The 17,299-nt window shown below is 35.5% G+C and carries 16 protein-coding genes; 9 read left to right on the top strand and 7 right to left on the bottom strand.

Annotated elements, in window-relative coordinates:
* Positions 1-133: 133 nt before the first annotated feature.
* A complete protein-coding gene (locus tag NTHER_RS02240; RefSeq protein WP_012446903.1) occupies positions 134-1,276 on the bottom strand; it encodes a BMP family lipoprotein in 1,143 nt (380 codons plus the stop codon).
* Between the two features lie 250 nt (positions 1,277-1,526).
* A complete protein-coding gene (gene mtnA, locus NTHER_RS02235) occupies positions 1,527-2,570 on the bottom strand; it encodes an S-methyl-5-thioribose-1-phosphate isomerase (RefSeq protein ID WP_012446902.1) in 1,044 nt (347 codons plus the stop codon).
* A 123-nt stretch (positions 2,571-2,693) separates the two neighbouring features.
* On the opposite strand from mtnA, the gene NTHER_RS02230 reads away from it, so the two are divergent.
* Positions 2,694-3,614: a diacylglycerol/lipid kinase family protein gene (locus tag NTHER_RS02230; RefSeq protein ID WP_041366836.1), complete on the top strand. Its 921-nt coding sequence runs from the start codon at positions 2,694-2,696 to the stop codon at positions 3,612-3,614.
* 5 nt (positions 3,615-3,619) lie between these two features.
* Here NTHER_RS02230 and NTHER_RS02225 read toward each other — a convergent pair whose 3' ends face one another.
* The gene (locus NTHER_RS02225; RefSeq protein WP_012446900.1) at positions 3,620-3,817 is read right to left on the bottom strand and encodes a DUF6485 family protein; all 198 of its coding nucleotides are present in this window, start codon (positions 3,815-3,817) and stop codon (positions 3,620-3,622) included.
* Positions 3,818-3,922: 105 nt separating this feature from the next.
* A complete protein-coding gene (locus tag NTHER_RS15850; protein WP_012446899.1) occupies positions 3,923-4,099 on the bottom strand; it encodes a hypothetical protein in 177 nt (58 codons plus the stop codon).
* A 135-nt stretch (positions 4,100-4,234) separates the two neighbouring features.
* Here NTHER_RS15850 and NTHER_RS02220 point away from each other — a divergent pair, with 135 nt between their 5' ends.
* The 7 genes from NTHER_RS02220 to NTHER_RS02190 all read left to right on the top strand — a co-directional run bounded on the left by NTHER_RS02220 (position 4,235) and on the right by NTHER_RS02190 (position 11,281).
* Positions 4,235-4,429 (top strand): MoaD/ThiS family protein, encoded by a 195-nt coding sequence (locus tag NTHER_RS02220; RefSeq protein ID WP_012446898.1) that lies wholly within the window; start codon positions 4,235-4,237, stop codon positions 4,427-4,429.
* A gap of 17 nt (positions 4,430-4,446) precedes the next feature.
* On the top strand, positions 4,447-5,388 hold the full coding sequence (locus NTHER_RS02215; protein ID WP_012446897.1) for a PP-loop family protein: 942 nt from the start codon (positions 4,447-4,449) through the stop codon (positions 5,386-5,388).
* A 21-nt stretch (positions 5,389-5,409) separates the two neighbouring features.
* Positions 5,410-6,246 (top strand): P-loop NTPase family protein, encoded by an 837-nt coding sequence (locus NTHER_RS02210; protein ID WP_012446896.1) that lies wholly within the window; start codon positions 5,410-5,412, stop codon positions 6,244-6,246.
* 147 nt (positions 6,247-6,393) lie between these two features.
* The gene (locus tag NTHER_RS02205) at positions 6,394-8,175 is read left to right on the top strand and encodes a 2-oxoacid:acceptor oxidoreductase subunit alpha (RefSeq protein ID WP_012446895.1); all 1,782 of its coding nucleotides are present in this window, start codon (positions 6,394-6,396) and stop codon (positions 8,173-8,175) included.
* Positions 8,175-9,029 (top strand): 2-oxoacid:ferredoxin oxidoreductase subunit beta, encoded by an 855-nt coding sequence (locus NTHER_RS02200; protein ID WP_012446894.1) that lies wholly within the window; start codon positions 8,175-8,177, stop codon positions 9,027-9,029. The genes NTHER_RS02205 and NTHER_RS02200 overlap by 1 nt, the downstream gene beginning before the upstream one ends.
* Before the next feature lie 86 nt (positions 9,030-9,115).
* A complete protein-coding gene (locus NTHER_RS02195) occupies positions 9,116-10,234 on the top strand; it encodes a mechanosensitive ion channel family protein (protein WP_012446893.1) in 1,119 nt (372 codons plus the stop codon).
* A gap of 162 nt (positions 10,235-10,396) precedes the next feature.
* Positions 10,397-11,281, top strand: a complete 885-nt coding sequence (locus NTHER_RS02190) for a HesA/MoeB/ThiF family protein (protein WP_012446892.1) — start codon at positions 10,397-10,399, stop codon at positions 11,279-11,281.
* Positions 11,282-11,342: 61 nt separating this feature from the next.
* Here the strand turns inward: NTHER_RS02190 and NTHER_RS02185 are convergent, their stop codons facing one another.
* Positions 11,343-11,717 carry a hypothetical protein gene (locus tag NTHER_RS02185; protein ID WP_041366833.1) on the bottom strand — a complete coding sequence of 125 codons (375 nt, stop codon included), beginning with the start codon at positions 11,715-11,717 and terminating at the stop codon, positions 11,343-11,345.
* 114 nt (positions 11,718-11,831) lie between these two features.
* Between NTHER_RS02185 and NTHER_RS02180 the strand changes: the two genes are divergently transcribed.
* Entirely contained in the window at positions 11,832-13,736 is a 1,905-nt protein-coding gene (locus NTHER_RS02180) for an ABC-F family ATP-binding cassette domain-containing protein (RefSeq protein ID WP_012446890.1), read from the top strand.
* Positions 13,737-13,801: 65 nt separating this feature from the next.
* On the opposite strand, the gene NTHER_RS02175 is transcribed toward NTHER_RS02180, so the two are convergent.
* Both NTHER_RS02175 and NTHER_RS02170 read right to left on the bottom strand, forming a co-directional pair.
* Positions 13,802-15,979 (bottom strand): O-antigen polymerase, encoded by a 2,178-nt coding sequence (locus tag NTHER_RS02175; protein WP_158438192.1) that lies wholly within the window; start codon positions 15,977-15,979, stop codon positions 13,802-13,804.
* A 76-nt stretch (positions 15,980-16,055) separates the two neighbouring features.
* Positions 16,056-17,294 (bottom strand): glycosyltransferase family 4 protein, encoded by a 1,239-nt coding sequence (locus NTHER_RS02170; protein ID WP_012446888.1) that lies wholly within the window; start codon positions 17,292-17,294, stop codon positions 16,056-16,058.
* Positions 17,295-17,299 lie beyond the last annotated feature (5 nt).

Below are 17,299 nucleotides of genomic sequence, written 5' to 3'. Positions count from 1 at the left end.
TAACTGTAAAATTTCAATTTTACAGTTTCGACAACTAAATATAACAGCTTTTATGAAATAATAAAAAGACAAAAAAGAAACCTTCAGGCGCTATTACGCGCCTGAAGTTTGAAATTTATTATCCATTACGAAATTAATAATCCTGTCTTCCAGTTTCCATCCAATCTTCGACTTCGATTTCATCATCGATAATATCTTGCTTGATTTGCTCTATTTGGTCAGCATGTTCAGCAGTTATCTCTTCTTTCATTTCTTTAATCAATTCAAGTTCTTCTTCAGTGATTGCATCTAGTTCTACTGCTTCTTTCTCTTGTACATCTAGTTCATCTAAGCTGGATAGTCCTACACCATCATCTTCTAAGCTGAATTCGCGAGTGATTCCACCTTCGAACTCATCTTCAACAACTCTCTGAACAGTTTCATAAACAGCTACATCAACGCGCTTAAGCATACTAGCTATAATATGACCAGGCTGAATATGGTTCTGGTTGTCGTCTACACCAATTGCATACACATTATCATAGTCGGATGCTATAGTGAATACACCGTCACCTGTTCCACCGGCAGCATGATAAATCACGTCAGCACCTTGATCCACAAAGCCTTCAGTTATGTCCGTACCTCTTGCAGGGTCTCCAAAAGAGTCTGCATAAGAACCTAAAATTTCAATATCTTCATCCACATACTGAACACCTTGAACAAATCCGCCTTCAAATCTGTGAATTAGTGGACCATTGACACCACCAACGAAACCTACCACATCGGTTTCAGTAACTTTGGCAGCCAAAGCTCCTGCTAAGAAAGAGCCTCCTGGTTCGTCAAATACCAATTCTTCAAGGTTTTCAGGAGTTTCTTCTTCATAACTGTGATCAACAATAGCCACGTTCATATCGGGATAATTTTCAGCTATTTCTTTAACTTCTGCTTCCATTTGGAATCCTACACCGATTAATAAATCAACTTCATCTTCAGCAAAAGTAGTCAAAGCGGGATCAAAATCTGCTGGGTTTTCAGGCTCAATGTAGTCCCACTCAAAGTCAAACTCTTCTTCAGCCATTTCCATTCCTCTATAAGCTGAATCGTTAAAAGATTGATCTCCTAATCCTCCGGTTGAGAATACAATCCCAACTGTAGGAACATCTTCCTCTTCTTCAGCAGCTTCACCATTTTCACCGTTTTCCGGATCCTCTGCAGGGTCCTCATCTGTTCCACATGCTGCAAAAACAAATACTAACATTCCTGCCATTAAAATAGCTAGAAATTTTTTACTCAACATTATTACCCCCTTCTTAATTTAGCTAAATTTTTTTACCAACCGTACCATTATGACCGTATTATTTTGATTGTTCAAGAACCACCTCCCCCTTGAACATCTAGATAAATTTTGATTTTAATATTTTTTATAATAAATGTCTGACTATTTAGTGCATATCGGTGCATAAAGATATTTGTACGTCATAGATAGTATATCAGTTTTTTACTAATTAAAAAAGAGAAATTTTCAATCTATCGACATCAGCAATCACTTACTCCTGAATTGTCATGATTTCTCTGTTATTTGGTCCAATAATTCCTTTTTCTGTAATAATACCTGTTATATTTTCAGCTGGTGTGATATCAAAGGCTGGATTATAAACTTGTATGTCCGTAGGAGCTACCCGCACTCCGTCTATTTCTGTTACTTCCTTGCTACTTCGCTCTTCTATAGTTATATCATCACCGTTTTTAGCCTGAAAATCAATAGTTGACACAGGTGCCACCACATAAAATGGGACCTTATATTTTTTAGCCAAAATCGATAACATAAAGGTTCCAATTTTATTAGCTGTGTCACCATTAGATGCAATTCTGTCAGCACCAACAAATATTACATCAATATCCCCATTTTTGATTAAAACGGCAGCCGAAGAATCCGGAATCAATGCAAAGGGTAATTGTTCTTGTTTTAATTCCCAAGCAGTTAACTTAGCGCCCTGTAATCTTGGTCTTGTTTCATCAACATAAACAAAAATGTCTTTATGATTATAATGGGCTTGTCTAATAACTCCTAAGGCAGTACCGTAACCAGTAGTGGCCAACGCTCCTGTATTACAATGTGTCAGGATTTTATCTCCATTTGAAATTACTTGATCACCAAATTCAGCAATGCGATAATTTCTTTGCAATTCCTGATCACTAATTTTATGGGCTTCATTTAAAATTATAGGATAAATATCTTCAGGGGCTGTATTTTCTTCCATAACTTGACCCAATAATTTATTCATTTTATTCAGCGCCCAAAATAAATTCACAGCTGTAGGACGAGCAGATGATAGTTCAGATATCGCTCTCTTGGTTTCTTGTTGAAATTTTTCTTGAGATTCATTGATAAATTCACGGCAAGCCAAAGCAACACCATAAGCACCTACAGCCCCTATTAATGGAGCACCTCTACAAACCATTTCTTTAATAGCAAAGTGAACATCTTGATAAGTTTTACATGTAAAGTATTCTTCCTTACCAGGTAATTTTCGTTGGTCTAACAAAAGCAGCTCATCATCCTCAAATTTAAGTGGTTTCACAGAAACCAATATTATCCCTCCAATCTATGTTTACTTTTTGTATTTATTTAATAACAGTACTATTTCCAAAACCGTTCTCCTTTTGTATAATTAAAAATGGTAAAAATAACTAGTGAGGGGTATAATAATAATATGTGTGAAAAAGAAATAGGTGTTATCATCAACCCAACAGCTGGTAAAGGTAAGGCAAAACAAGTTTGGAACCAAATTTTACCTTTTTTGAAAACAAAAAAAATTAATCTTCGTTATAGATTAACAAGTAGTCCCAAAGAAGCAGGTAAGCTAGCAAGTGAGCTTATTCAGGAAGGTTGTTCTAAAATTGCAATTATAGGCGGTGATGGGACTCTACATGAAGCCATTAACGGCCAAAATATAATTAATGATCGAGTGGCCTTTGGAATAATACCTGCAGGAACAGGTAATGACTTGGTGCGAACATTAAATATTCCTAATGATCCACTACAAGCCTGTCAGGTTATTCTAGATGGATATTACCAAAAAATTGACCTGGGATTGATTAATGGTGAAACATATTTTGTTAATACCGCTGGAGTAGGCTTTGATGTTGAAATTGCTAAGCTCATGAATTCTAATAAACGATTATTTTTCAATGGTAAAGGAAGTTATTTCATTTCCATATTAAGAACTTTAATTACATATAGCAATCTCAATTTAATTTTAGAGACCGATGATAAATCTACTGAGATCAGTAATTGTTTTTTACTTTCCATAGGTAATGCAAAATACATCGGTGGAGGCATCAAACTTATACCCTCAGCAAAGCCTAATGACGGCTATTTTCATCTTTTAATCGCCAAGGATATAAAAAGAACCACAGTTGTACGTAAATTTGCTTCGATCTATAAAGGGAATCATGTTGATAACTATCAAGTCATGGAAATTAAAACAAAAACAATTAAAATCGAACCCGGTACAAAGAATACCGGGTTGTCAATCAATTATCACTCAGATGGAGAAATATATGGAAGTATCCCTGCCCATATTCAATTAATTCCTCAAAAACTTCCAATAATAACACCAAAGAATAATTGATTAATTTATTTCATAACTATTTGGGCAAATTTTTTAAAGGATCTATCATAAGTTTTTTCAACATCCTCAGGGAAACAACAAGCAGGAAGTTGTTCCATTTTTAAATGATGATGTAAGCACTCGCAACAATTACCTTTTCTCGGACATCCGGGGTATGTACAGTTACATTTTTCCAAGTTTTGTTTTTGCTTGTCACAGTCCATAGTCTCCCTCCCCCTTAGCTATGTTAATAATTGAAATGAGTACTGAAAATATTCTAACAAAATCCCAATTAGATAGCAAAACTCATAATTTAGCATAACTACAGTTTATCCAAATAATTTATAAGTTTTCACTGTAACTGCAATTCTATGAGGATCTACTTTAATATGTTCTCTTTCTTCAGGCTCATCTTCAAAAAACCCTGAAAATACAACCATTCCAGCCATGATTAAAACCAAAACTAATAAAGCCAAAAATAATATAGTACCTTTGCTTTCGTTCATCCTTCATTCCTCCATTTAGAATCATTTATTTAAAGTATTTCCCCTTAAGAGTAAGTAAATTCATGGTTGCAAAGACCTTGATATTCTAGTAAACTTCTCCGATAGGAAACCCACTGCTAAAAGGAGGGTGCTCTAATGAAGGTGACTTTAAAAGGCACTAACCAGGTTACTGAGCTTTCAGGAAATAAAAAAGTATCAAATATTTTATCCGAATTAGAATTAAATCCCGAAACAGTAATTGTTGTAAAAGAAGGACAAATTTTAACCCATGATAAAATTGTCAAAGATCATGAAAATATAGAAATTATCTCAGTTGTTTCAGGCGGATAAATTGGAGGTGACGAACCTTGAAATGTTTCAAATGTGATTCCCAGGCAATCTTGAGAATCAAAAGACACAAGGCAACTTTATGTGAAACACATCTGGTTGAGCACCTTCAAAACCAAATGATTAAAGCAATCAAAAAATTCAAAATGTTACCTCCTAATGAAAAAGTTATCGTAGCTATCTCAGGGGGAAAGGATAGTTTGGCTCTGTGGGATATGTTACTAGATCGCGGATACAAAGCGGATGCATTTTATATCGACCTGGGTATTGATGAATATTCAAAAACCTCAATGGAAAAAGCTCAAAGTTTTGCCGAAAAAGTTTCAGGAAATCTTTATACGATTTCACTACCAAAATTGTATAACACAGGAATCAAAGAAATCTCTAGAAACAACCCTAGATCCGCATGTTCGGCATGTGGATTAATAAAAAGATATATTATGAATATCTTCGCCAAATATGGAAATTATCATGCTGTTGCAACAGGTCACAATTTAGATGATGAGGCATCTTCTCTGTTAGGAAATACTCTCAGATGGCAAACTGGGTACTTGAGCAGGCAGTCTCCTAGTATGCCATCAAATAATGGCCTTGCTAAAAAGATTAAACCTCTATGTCGTTTGGCAGAGAAAGAAACAGCCGCTTATTGCATTACTAAAAATATCGATTATATCTTGGAAGAATGCCCTATGGCACAGGGTGCCAGTAGTTTTGATTATAAAGAGGTATTAAACAATCTTGAACTAAAGTCACCTGGGACTAAAGATCAGTTTTATCTAGACTTTTTGCGTACTGCCCAACCATATTTCAAATCAAACAAACAAGATATTACTTTGGTAAAATGTCCAACATGTGGGGAACCAACAAGTCAAGATAGAGATTGTAGCTTCTGCAGGCAAATGAAAAGTAATCAATTAGACCCTCTTAAAGTCAAGGAGGAAATCTCCGGTTTTTTCAAATAAGAAAGGTGGCTTAATAAAGAAATGTCGAAAATATATGCTTTATATGGAAAAAGCGGCACTGGCAAAAGTCACCGCGCCATAAGTATTGCTTTCAATTACAATATTCCCTTGATTATAGACGATGGCTTATTAATATATAAAGGCAAAAAAATTCCCGGATCAATTTCCGGCAAACAGGAACAAAATCGTATCAGAGCAGTTAAAAGAGCAATTTTTGACGATAATGACTATGCACAAAAAATGAGTGCTAGACTACAAGCACTAAACCCTTCAAAAATTTTAATAATCGGTACTTCGCAGCACATGATAAATAAAATCATCCAAAACCTTAAACTGGATCAACCTGATCATTGGATAGACATTTCTGAAATCACTTCTACCCGAGAACGTAAAAAAGCTAAATACCATCGTGATAGGGGTCGTCATGTTGTACCCTTGTCTCCTGTAGAAGTCCGTAAGACTTTTAAGGTTCCATTATTGGACCGCTTGAAACTGCTTATACCTAATAGGGGAAAAACAGAATATCTAGGAGAACAATCCGTGGTTAAACCTAATTTCCATTCCCTTGGCGGAATTTATATTAAAGAAAAGGCTCTTGAGGATATGGCTTATTTTGCCTTACATCATGATTTAACAGATCATGATGTCAAACAAATTAAAACAATAAAAATAACTAACAGTGCCCAGTCAACCAGCATAGAAATTCATTTAAAACTAGGTTATGATAACCCATTGCATCTGACTGCAAAAAGTTTACAAGCTGATTTACAAGATAAAATAAAAAAATTGTCTGGTTTAGACTCCCTTACAATTAAAATTATAATTTCTGAAATAGATGTACCCGATAGATTTAAGTAAAGCCCTCCTGGTTTTTTGACCAGGAGGGCTTTTTTATACTGTTTCAATAGTAAATATTGTATTTATTATTCAAAAAAAGGGAAAAATTACATTTTAAAGAATTGTAATAATAGTAATCACTATATATAAAAAGAAGAGGTGTTTAGATTGACGATAACAAGTAAAAACATTTTACTTGGAGGTGCAGCTGGTCAGGGACTGGACACTTCCGCAAATCTTTTGGGAAAACATTTAAACAGATTAGGATATCAAATTTTGCTAACTAAGGACTATATGTCTAGAATTCGTGGAGGTCACAATTTTTATCAAATTAAAATTGATAATCAAGCTGTGAAAGCTCCACAAAAAACAACGGACATGCTCTTTTGTTTTAACCAGGAGACAAATGAATTACACTTTGACAAAGTAAATAAAGGAGGAATCATAGCCGGCGAAATATCAGACAGTAAAGAAATAGAGATTCACCAATCTGATCAAGAATCAATCAGTTTACATCTACCCTGGAATCAATGGGCAACCAAGATCGTTGAAAATCCCAGGACATTAAGTACTGTAGCACTAGCATCCATGGCTTACTTTTTGGGACTATCTGAAAATAAGTTAATTGAATTGATTAATCAATCTTTTAAGGAAAGTTTAGTGGATATCAATGAAAAAGCCGTAAAAACTGGTTATCAAAGAACCAAAGAGGCAATAAAAGAACATAACTTGCTGACTAAAATCAAGGAAAGTTGGCTAGAGCCAATAGAAAATCAAGATGAAAATGAACAAATATTAATTTCTGGAAACGAAGCTACTGGGATGAGCGCCATTGCTAGTGGCTGTAAATTCTTCTCCACTTATCCCATGACCCCTTCCACTGGTATCATGAATTATTTAGCAAAAAAACAGAAAGAAGCAAATTTAGTAGTTGAACAATCTGAAGACGAAATTGCTGGTATAAACAAAGCCCTCGGGGCTTCATCAATGGGAGTCAGAGCTATGACTGCCACCTCAGGAGGAGGTTTTTCATTAATGGTAGAGTCTCTGGGCATGAGCGGAGTTGCCGAAATTCCCCTAGTAGTAGCAAATGTTCAACGACCAGGTCCAGCTACCGGTTTACCCACCAGGACCGAACAAGCTGACTTACAGTTTGTATTAACGGCTGCCCAGGGTGAATTTCCTAGAGCCGTAATCAGTCTAACCTCTATCGAAGATGCTTTTTATAGAGTTAATAAAGCTTTTGAAATTGCCGAAAAATATCAAATTCCCGTAATTGTATTAAGCGATCAGTATTTAGCCGATTCAACCGCCTCTTTATCGCCATTTCAGTTTCAAAAATTAAACTGCCATGACTATACTATTAATGACCAAGAGTTGGCCAGACAAAAACAACAATATGGTAAATACGTCAGGTATGAATTTAATAGTGAATCAGGCATTTCGCCTCGGGCTTATCCCGGACAGTACACGGGTGAAACGGTATTGATAGACAGTCACGAACACGATATTTATGGAAATATTACTGAAGATTCAGAGATCAGAACAGCTATGGTAGATAAGCGGATGAGAAAACTTGAAAAACTTAAATCAGAAATGTCTTCTCCAAACTACTACGGGGCTGAGAATCCAAAAACAATTTTATTAAGTTGGGGCTCCACCGAGGGAATTATTCAGGAAGCTGTAGATAATCTAAGAGCTTCGGGATATTCAGTGGGCTCACTACATTTTTCCGATTTATTTCCTTTTCCTGATACAACTTTACCAGAATTAGTAGACAAATGTAAGTTTATTTCTGTTGAAAATAATGCAACTGGGCAATTAGCCCAGCTAATTGCAAGAGAAACTGGTATTCAAGTTAGTCAAAAAATATTGAGATATGATGGTAGACAAATTACCTGGGAAGAAATTTGTTCCCAATTGAAATCTCTGATAAAGGAGGACCAATAATGACTGGAACTTTAGACTTCGAACTCGAACGTAAAACAAGCTGGTGTCCTGGTTGTGGTAATTTCCCAATCAGAAAAGCCCTTGTTCAAGCCTTAGAAGAGTTAAATTTAGCCCCTGACAAAGTTCTTGTGGTATCTGGAATTGGCCAAGCCGCAAAAATGCCACACTATTTAAATGTTAACGGTTTCAATGGCCTGCACGGCAGGGCATTGCCTTCAGCGGTGGCAGCCAAAGTTGCCAATCCTGATCTTCAAGTAATCTTGGTAAGCGGTGATGGGGATTCCTATGGAGAAGGAGGAAATCACTTTTTACACAATTTAAGAAGAAATCCTAATATTGCTCACTTTGTTCATAATAATCAAATTTATGGATTAACAAAGGGCCAAGCCAGCCCAACTAGTGAACTGGGAATGGTAACCGGCATTCAGACTAGTGGAGTAATTAATGAACCTTTAAAGCCTCTTTCAATGGCTATTTCACATGATGCAGGATTTGTCGCCCGAGGTTTTAGCGGTAAACAAGATCATCTCAAAGAGTTAATGAAGCAAGCTATAAAATATCCTGGTTATGGCCTTGTTGATATATTACAGCCCTGTGTTTCTTTTAATAAATTAAATACATTTGCCTGGTACAATAATAGAGTATCCCAGCTAGAAGACCATGATCCCATGGATAAAACTTCAGCAATACAGAAAGCAGAGGAATGGGGAGACGAAATACCTATCGGTGTATTTTATAAAAGTCAACGTCCTCCCTTTGAAGAACAGTTACCAGGTTTAAAGAAAGGGAATCTAGTAAAAAATCGAATTGTAAATCCGGAAGATATGGCTTATCTTCAAGAAGAATTTAAGTAAGCTTTTACAATATGCAGGAATATTAATTCTATAGATGTAATTATATTAGCAAGAGTTAATTTGGTATTAAATTTTGGAGGGGTTGGATGAAAGCCAATATTTTCGAAATTCTGGAAGTAGACAATTTGTTTGAATTGGGTATTAATTTAGTAACCATTGTAGTAGTTATCATCCTAGCGTATTTAGCATATCAGGTAGGCCTCAAACTAATTAAAAAGGTAATGAAAATCGAAGAGTCAAAGTATGTGAGTGCCGATGCCGGAAAAATAATCTACTTAGGTCTAAAAACCTTATTAAAGTACGGACTAACCTTTCTAGTAATCTTAATTTCCCTGGAAATATTTGAATTTGAGGTAATCGGGCCAGAGGAAGTACGAACAATTGGTACAACAATACTCAAAATCATTGGTATAATTATTTTAGCTAAAATTACTATTAATTTAGGTAGACAGCTAATTGATCATGTATTTGACCCTGAACGAGATGAGGAAAGAAAGTTAATCAACGAACGGCGCAAAAAAACTTTAAACGGTCTATTAAAAAGTTTGTTACTTTACGTAGTCTATTTTCTAGCTGGTATGATGATTCTAGAGAACTTAGGTATTAGAACCAGCTCGATTTTAGCAGGTGTAGGAGTACTGGGTTTAGCCGTCAGTTTTGGTGCTCAAAGTTTAATCAAAGATGTTATCACAGGGTTCTTTATAATGTTCGAAGACCAGTACAGCGTAGGAGAATATGTTGTAGCAGCCGATGTTTTTGGTGAAGTACAGGAGTTAGGATTGAGAACTACTAGAATTCGAGAATGGACAGGTCAAATTCATATCATTCCCAATGGAGAAATAGGAAAAGTTACCAATTACAGTAGAGGGGAAATGATGGCATTGATAACAGTGGGAATTGCCTATGAAGAAGACATTAATAAAGCCATCGAGGTTTTAGCAAAAGAAGGAAAACAAGCTGCCCAAGAGCTGACTTCGATAGTAACTGAGCCTGTAGTGCAAGGTGTAACAGAACTAGCTGATTCAAGCGTGAATATCAGAGTGATCTGCGAAACTATTCCCGGTGAACAATGGGCCATAGAACGTGAACTTAGAAGGCGCTTTAAAATGGCTTTAGATAGGGAAGGTATTGAAATCCCTTATCCTAGAAGGGTCATTATCGATAACTCAAAAACCACAACTTCTGACAACACTTCTGAGGAATAAGTTGCCTACAGGCAACTTATTCTTTTTTTTACAAAAACTACTAAAAGGTTTTCAAACAATTTCACAGAAGAAGAATAACAAATCGTATATTTTCAGTTATATTTCTTAGTTATCCTTGAAAGTATGTTCTATTATTCTTTTACAAAGGAGGTGAAATCAGTAGTGCCAAATAACACAAATAATAATTTGATTGAAGATTTACATAATGTAAAGACCCAAGCTTCAGCTGGTAGTGCTAATCTTAATGTCATCACAGTGGAAAATGAATTACAAATAGCCGAAGACAATCAAGTGACTACTAAAAAGGTACAACAAATATCCTTAAAGGAACAAATTTTACCTACTAGATATTTAAGAAATTACGGAACTATGGGATTTGAAGGCCAGTCAGCATTATTAAAATCTTCAGTAGGCATAATAGGAGCTGGAGGTCTAGGTGGAACCATAGCTGAATTACTTGCAAGAATGGGAGTGGGCCATTTAGTTTTAATTGATAACGACCAATTTGAAGACAACAATTTAAATCGCCAGGTCCTATCTCAAGAAAGCAATTTAGGGGAAACAAAAGTTTCAGCTGCTTACACTAGAATCACAAATATTAATTCGGCAGTTTCCGTCTCTCCTTATACATTAAAGCTTAATTCAAATAATGCCCCGGAATTACTTGCAGATTGCGATATATTAATTGATGCTTTGGATAATATGAGCACACGTTTTATTTTACAAAAAACAGCTAGAGAACTTGAAATACCCATGGTACATGGAGCCATTGGAGGATTTTCTGGTCAGGTAACTACAATTCTACCAAATGATCGAGGACTAGAGACCCTATACTCCAGTCTATTGGAAACTGATTCGGAGCAATATCAATATCCTGACAAACTAGCAGAGGTTGAACTCGGAAACCCTTCCGCTACACCAGCTATAGTTGCATCTTGGCAGACTCAAGAAGCAATCAAATTTTTAACTAATAAAGGAGATTTGTTACGGCATCGATTATTATATTTGGACTCATATACAGGGAATGCTGAAATAATCAAATACTAATTAATAACGAAATATTATATATTCATATACTAAAACCGCCCACTTAGGGCGGTTTGATTTTTTATTGGGATTCTACTAAATTGTGTATTATAACTTCTACAGAATGTAATTCTGGTGTTAGTAGTAACTGTTCATCAGTAATTTTATTACCGGAAGCAGTAATTACTGGCTGATTAGTTTCTTTTTCTCTTAAATAACCCTCTTCACAAAAATATTTTTGAGGATGATTCCAATAAATGATTCCCCCCGACTCCCCCTTTAGTACATTCCCAAAATAATCTACGGCTACTCCTTGTTCAAAAGCTGTTTCTGGATCTAAGTCTTTTATGAGGTCCTGTGAAGAAACTTGAACTGTTTGTTTGCTTGCATGTAAACCGGATACTAAAGCCATAAGCAAAAATATAAGTACCAAAAACATTATTAATCTCCTCCACATCTTTATCCCTCCCTCCTATCCCATTCTATGCCCTAGTTCTATTTATATTACTATTTTTTATTGCAATAGTTTGTTATAATGTAAATTCAAACAACAAATACAAGGGTGAAGCAAATGAGCTTATTGAGAGGGGAAAATCTTACAAAAGATTTTGGAATTCATAGAGTTTTTGAAAACATAACTTTTCAAATAAATCCGGGAGATAAAATTGGACTAATTGGTAAAAATGGTGCTGGTAAAACCACCCTGGTTAAGCTCATCACAGGAGAGCTTATCCCAGATTCCGGAGAAAAACTTGCACAAAAAGGTACTAACATAGGGTATTTATCCCAAGAACCTGACTTTGAGAGCGACTCTAGTCTATATGATGAAATGGAAAAGGTTTATTATGAACTGGTTACAATTAGCAAAGAATTGCAGCGTTTGGAGACACTGATGGGTGAAACTAGCCAGGAAGAATTACCCCAGGTAATGAATAGGTATTCACAGCTTAGAGAAAAATTTGAACAAAGTGGAGGGTATCAGAAAGACCGAGATATCAGAAGCGTATTAAAAGGTCTGGGATTTCGTGAAGACGAGTTTCATAAACCTATAATTAATTTCAGTGGTGGACAAAAAACCCGCGCTATATTAGCACAAAAGCTCCTGGAAAAACCTGACTTATTAATTCTAGATGAACCTACTAACTATCTGGATTTAAACGGCATTTCATGGCTTGAAAATTTTTTACAAAGTTACAGTGGCAGTTTTATTGTCATTACTCATGACCGTTATTTTCTCAACAAAACTGTTAATAAAATTTGGGAACTAGAAGCTAACAGCTTAACAAGTTATTCAGGTAATTATAATGACTTTATAACTAAGAAAAGGGCATTAAAAGAAAAACAATGGAAAGATTATAAGCATCAACAACGCAAAATCCAAAAAACCCAGGAATTTATTAGGCGAAACATAGAAGGTCAAAAAACTAAACAGGCCCAAAGCCGAAGAAAACAATTAGAAAAGATGGATATTATTGAAAAACCCCAGGAAGAAAATAATGATATGAAATTGGACTTAGAAACCAGTGTAACCAGTGGCAAGGAAGTAGTCACTCTATCTAAAATCACTAAAAACATCGCCGATCAAAAAATTATCCCAGAACTTAGCTGTAAAGTCTTTCGTGGAGAAAAAGTGGGAATTATTGGCCCTAATGGCTCTGGCAAATCCACATTATTAAAATTACTGGCAGGACACTACACACCCACTAGTGGAACCATAAATTTTGGTACAAATGTGATTACTGGTTATATCGACCAGGAACAGGACGAATTATCTCGAGAATTAAGTTTGATAAATGAACTCAGAAAGGAATTACCTCTTACCAAGGAAGAAGAAATCAGGCGTATCCTGGGGAGATTTCTATTTCCTCCGGAACAAATGGACGAACTAGTAGAATCTCTCAGTGGTGGTGAGAGAGTTAGGTTGGCTCTAGCAAAATTATATGTAAGAAAAGCTAATCTATTATTACTTGATGAACCAACAAATCACTTAGATATTGATGGTAAAGAAAACCTGGAAAGGGCATTAAACAATTTTCCAGGTACATTGATCATGGTCTCTCATGATCGATATCTTTTAGATAAAGTTGCAACAAAATTGATTTCATTTTCAACGTATCCACCACACTTTTTTGAAGGTAATTTCACTGAATATCAAAACAAAATGCTTAAATCTAATAATGAACAAGACAGTTCCACTCAGGAAAGATCTAAAACAAAAAAGAAAAAAGGAAAATCAGATACTAAAAACAATCAAAAAGACTCTAAGACATCAAAAAATAACAATGAACAGCTAGCAACACAATTATTTGCTGAAATTGAAACTTTAGAAATCGAACAGGAAGAGCTAGAAGAACAACTGGCCGATCCTGAGTTATATCGAGATAATGAAAAAGCAAGAGAAATTAATTTAAAATATCGTGAATTGAAAACAACCCTGGAAAAAAAGTATAAAGAATTAGATGAACTGGATTTTTAGACGTAAATTTCCAGAAACCCTAGTAAAAATCTCTAGTATTGATCAGAATTCTTTCGATCCACTAATCAATCAACTTCGCCTTGCGGGAGCGGTAAATTTATCAGTAGTAATGGGGGAACTGCGAATATTAATAAAGTTGCCGCCGCAACTACACCCGAATCATTGACAACAAAAGCTACAATACTTCCCATGACATTTCCCTGTAAAGCTCTAATAACTTGTAAATTTTTATGCTGTAACTTGTCAAACTGTCGCCCTGGTTTATATAACAAAATAAAAATTAACACACCAACAAAGGAGAGTAATACCTTACTCCAAACAGAATAACGAATTAAGGATATGTTCATGCTAATTTTCCTAACAATCACCATGTACAACTCTCCGATTCCTTGCCCCCTTACTAAATCAATAGTTCTCCCTATATGACTGACTGTGTCACCTCTAAGATTAATCACTACAAAAATCGCCCCAAATATAATCAACAAACCAAGGACAACAATAATCAACTTGTTCACTTTGTTTTTATCAAGATTAATCTCATTATAGTGGATAAATGATATAGTAATTAAAACTCCTAGAGTAGTTATAACACCACCCAGGTTCGCACCTAATTGTGGATGGCTAAATATAAATAACATTAATATTAGGGCTAGAACAAATACACTAAATGTTCTCTTGGGAGCAGAGCCCAAACTGAATATTGCCAGTACCGTTGAACCAATTAATATCCCCATATACTCATTCCCGAGTCCATAATACCGGGCTCCTGAAATAGGGTCATGCCCTAATACAGAGGCATGTAATAAGGAATTACCTAAAAATGTATCTAAAATTACAGCCCCACTCACTAGTAATGAAGCTAATCCCATAGTTTCGATAATCCCCAATTTAGTCCTCATGAGATAAACTATTCCCACAGAACCCAGGATTAAAATCAGTGCAGCTGGAAATAAATCAATGGGCGACAGTCCCCCCAAAATCAAAAATAACAACGGGCTTATAATTATTGCCAACAACCAAATATCCATTTTCGGAATCGTGTTTTTAGAGAAGAATATAGCTATAATCCCCAGCACCATTAAAAAGATTTTTATAAAAATAAACCCTTGTACCAAGGCTGGTCTTTTCTGATACGTGCTCAACATGGATTGATATTTATCCTCAAGATAATTTGTTGAGACGTTTTCCGGAATTATCTCCATGGGAGCCCCTAAAAATTGGGACGAAGTTTCCAGACCTGTCTTTCTTAAAATAGAAGGAGCAAAATCCATATTAGCTATGATACCATCTCTTTGAGTTGTATCAGAAGTCAATAAGTTTGTACCTTGTTGTGAAACAGGATGAATTAACATATAGGTAAGGCGTTTTCCTTCAAAATAGTTTTCTCTAGTAGGTGCAGGATTTAACAGTACAATCTGATGAGTTTCTAAGTGTTCATTGGCGCTTTTCAAAGCCTTGTTAATTTGATTATAATATTTAAGTCGTAATTCCTGTTTTCTCTCCTGAGACATGTAATCCCCGTAATAAGTTAATCTTTCCAGATCTCCAAATTCATAAGCCTGAATTTCATAACCCTGTTGAATGCTTTGTTCTAAAGTTTCTTCATAGCTAGAAATATCAGACTTCACACCAAAAGGATGAGCACTATCTTGCTGTAAAGTTTGTTCCTGGGAGATATCGGCATTTTCGATAATGCCCTTCTGATCCATAAAGACCAGAGCACTATACCGCCTGGGATGGTCCGTATCAGAATTCCCCCATAGTTTTAGCTCAATTCCTTCATCCCGTAGCTTAGTACCTAATCCTCCTGTTTTCACAGGGTGCATTAAATCATCGTTTTCTTCTGTCAGTTTTGGTATTCGAGGTATTAGTGCTAGATCCCCATTTTTTACAGCTGGTGAAGCGCCTAGATTTCTACGATACAACTCTTTTCCCGTTGCTTGCTGGTATTTTTCCTGTGATTCTAAAGCTAGGGCCAGTTCATCATCACATGTAGATCTTGCCCCTGTACCTAAGGTGAGATATGCCGCCGAAGGATGATAACTTTCAGCAACACCAGTATTGATTAAACCCATAGCCCCTTGGGAAGCCATTTTCTCTAACTCTGGAAGTTGTAATTCCAGTGCCTTTTCCATAGAAAATGAAGGTACCATAAAAATTATGAGATCACGTTCAGGATCAAGGGCCTTTGGATAGACATTTTGTTCACTTGCTTCACCATGACTTATATTAACAAAGGACACTAATAATAGTGTCAATAACAAAATTCCAAAACACTTTCCTCTCACATATAATGATTTAGTTTTAATGAAGTGGATGTTAAACCCTAACATTTTTAGCCACCTCATTGTATGTTTCAACTATTTCTGAAGTCATCTTTTTGTCACTAAAGTTTTTCAACGCTTTGTAATAAGCTTTAAAAATTAATTGCCTTCTAAGATGTTTATTTTTCAATATTAAAATAATTTTTTGAGCTAGTTCTAGCGGGTCATTTCGACGAATTAACAAGCCCGTTTCACCATGAGACAGTATTTCTTGTAACCCCCCAGTTCTGCTAGCTATGACAGGACAAAATGACGCCATGGCCTCTACTGCTGTAATTGACTGGCCCTCATACCTGGATGGAATACAGAGAGCATAGGATTGTTTTAAAATATTTGATATATCTTTGCGATAACCTAAAAAAGTTATATAAGGTGCGATTTTCCATTCCCAAGACATCTGCTCATAATAATTTCTCCAGGGGCCATCACCAGCTATTACAAATTGTAAATTCATAGAATCAATATATGATTTGTATTTATCAACTAATATTTTTATAGCAGTTAAAAAAGTATCTAAACCTTTATCCGGCATCATCCTACCGATATAGGTAATTAATTTACTGTTGGGCCTGTGATAATTGCCACCAAAAATGTCATCAACATTTTGATGATACTGAGAAATGGGAATTCCATTATAGACAACTTTACATTTATCCTCTTCCATACCTATGGAATGCAGTTCTTTTTGCAGTGCTTTAGATACGCACAAAACTTTTTGAGGCCGCTGCAGTACCTGTTTTGACATCAAATCAAATACAGTTCTTTTGGTTGTGATATTTCTTCCCCAGGTTTTGTATCCATGTAAAGTACTGATCCATGGAATTCTTAAAAAGGGAGAAAGACCATAGACAACAGCCGATGCTTTGTATCCATGGGAATGAATAATATCTGGCTTGACTTTGGAAACAATGTTCCTTAATCTATATACATTATTAGCCAGTACTTGTATATTCAAACCATCGGTAATTTCAAGCTGATAATTATCTGATATATTCAAACTATTCATATCGTCTTGAGGACCACAAAATACAGGGATTATATTGTGATTTGGTAAATTCTGATCTAAAATTTCTAAATGTCTTTTTATTCCACCTTCAACTGGGCGATACACTTGCAATACCTTCATATTTTTCTGAACACCCTTTATACATAATTGTTTTAGTTCTTTTAAATTATCACGTTTGTCACGACCTATATGTATTATTTCCCTGAAAACAAAAAAACATAACGCCATTAGCG

It is taken from the genome of Natranaerobius thermophilus JW/NM-WN-LF, from assembly GCF_000020005.1.
Classification (GTDB): Bacteria; Bacillota; Natranaerobiia; order Natranaerobiales; family Natranaerobiaceae; genus Natranaerobius; species Natranaerobius thermophilus.
The sequence above is the reverse complement of the archived record's forward strand: the minus strand, read 5'-3'. Positions and strand labels throughout refer to the sequence as shown.

Bases quoted from the DNA above. Each gene is read 5' to 3' on its own strand.
- NTHER_RS02240 (WP_012446903.1), bottom strand. From the start codon at position 1,276: ATGTTGAGTAAAAAATTTCTAGCTATTTTAATGGCAGGAATGTTAGTA.
- NTHER_RS02230 (WP_041366836.1), top strand. From the start codon at position 2,694: ATGTGTGAAAAAGAAATAGGTGTTATCATCAACCCAACAGCTGGTAAA.
- NTHER_RS02225 (WP_012446900.1), bottom strand. From the start codon at position 3,817: ATGGACTGTGACAAGCAAAAACAAAACTTGGAAAAATGTAACTGTACA.
- NTHER_RS15850 (WP_012446899.1), bottom strand. From the start codon at position 4,099: ATGAACGAAAGCAAAGGTACTATATTATTTTTGGCTTTATTAGTTTTG.
- NTHER_RS02220 (WP_012446898.1), top strand. From the start codon at position 4,235: ATGAAGGTGACTTTAAAAGGCACTAACCAGGTTACTGAGCTTTCAGGA.
- NTHER_RS02210 (WP_012446896.1), top strand. From the start codon at position 5,410: ATGTCGAAAATATATGCTTTATATGGAAAAAGCGGCACTGGCAAAAGT.
- NTHER_RS02200 (WP_012446894.1), top strand. From the start codon at position 8,175: ATGACTGGAACTTTAGACTTCGAACTCGAACGTAAAACAAGCTGGTGT.
- NTHER_RS02195 (WP_012446893.1), top strand. From the start codon at position 9,116: ATGAAAGCCAATATTTTCGAAATTCTGGAAGTAGACAATTTGTTTGAA.
- NTHER_RS02185 (WP_041366833.1), bottom strand. From the start codon at position 11,717: ATGTGGAGGAGATTAATAATGTTTTTGGTACTTATATTTTTGCTTATG.
- NTHER_RS02180 (WP_012446890.1), top strand. From the start codon at position 11,832: ATGAGCTTATTGAGAGGGGAAAATCTTACAAAAGATTTTGGAATTCAT.
- NTHER_RS02170 (WP_012446888.1), bottom strand. From the start codon at position 17,294: ATGGCGTTATGTTTTTTTGTTTTCAGGGAAATAATACATATAGGTCGT.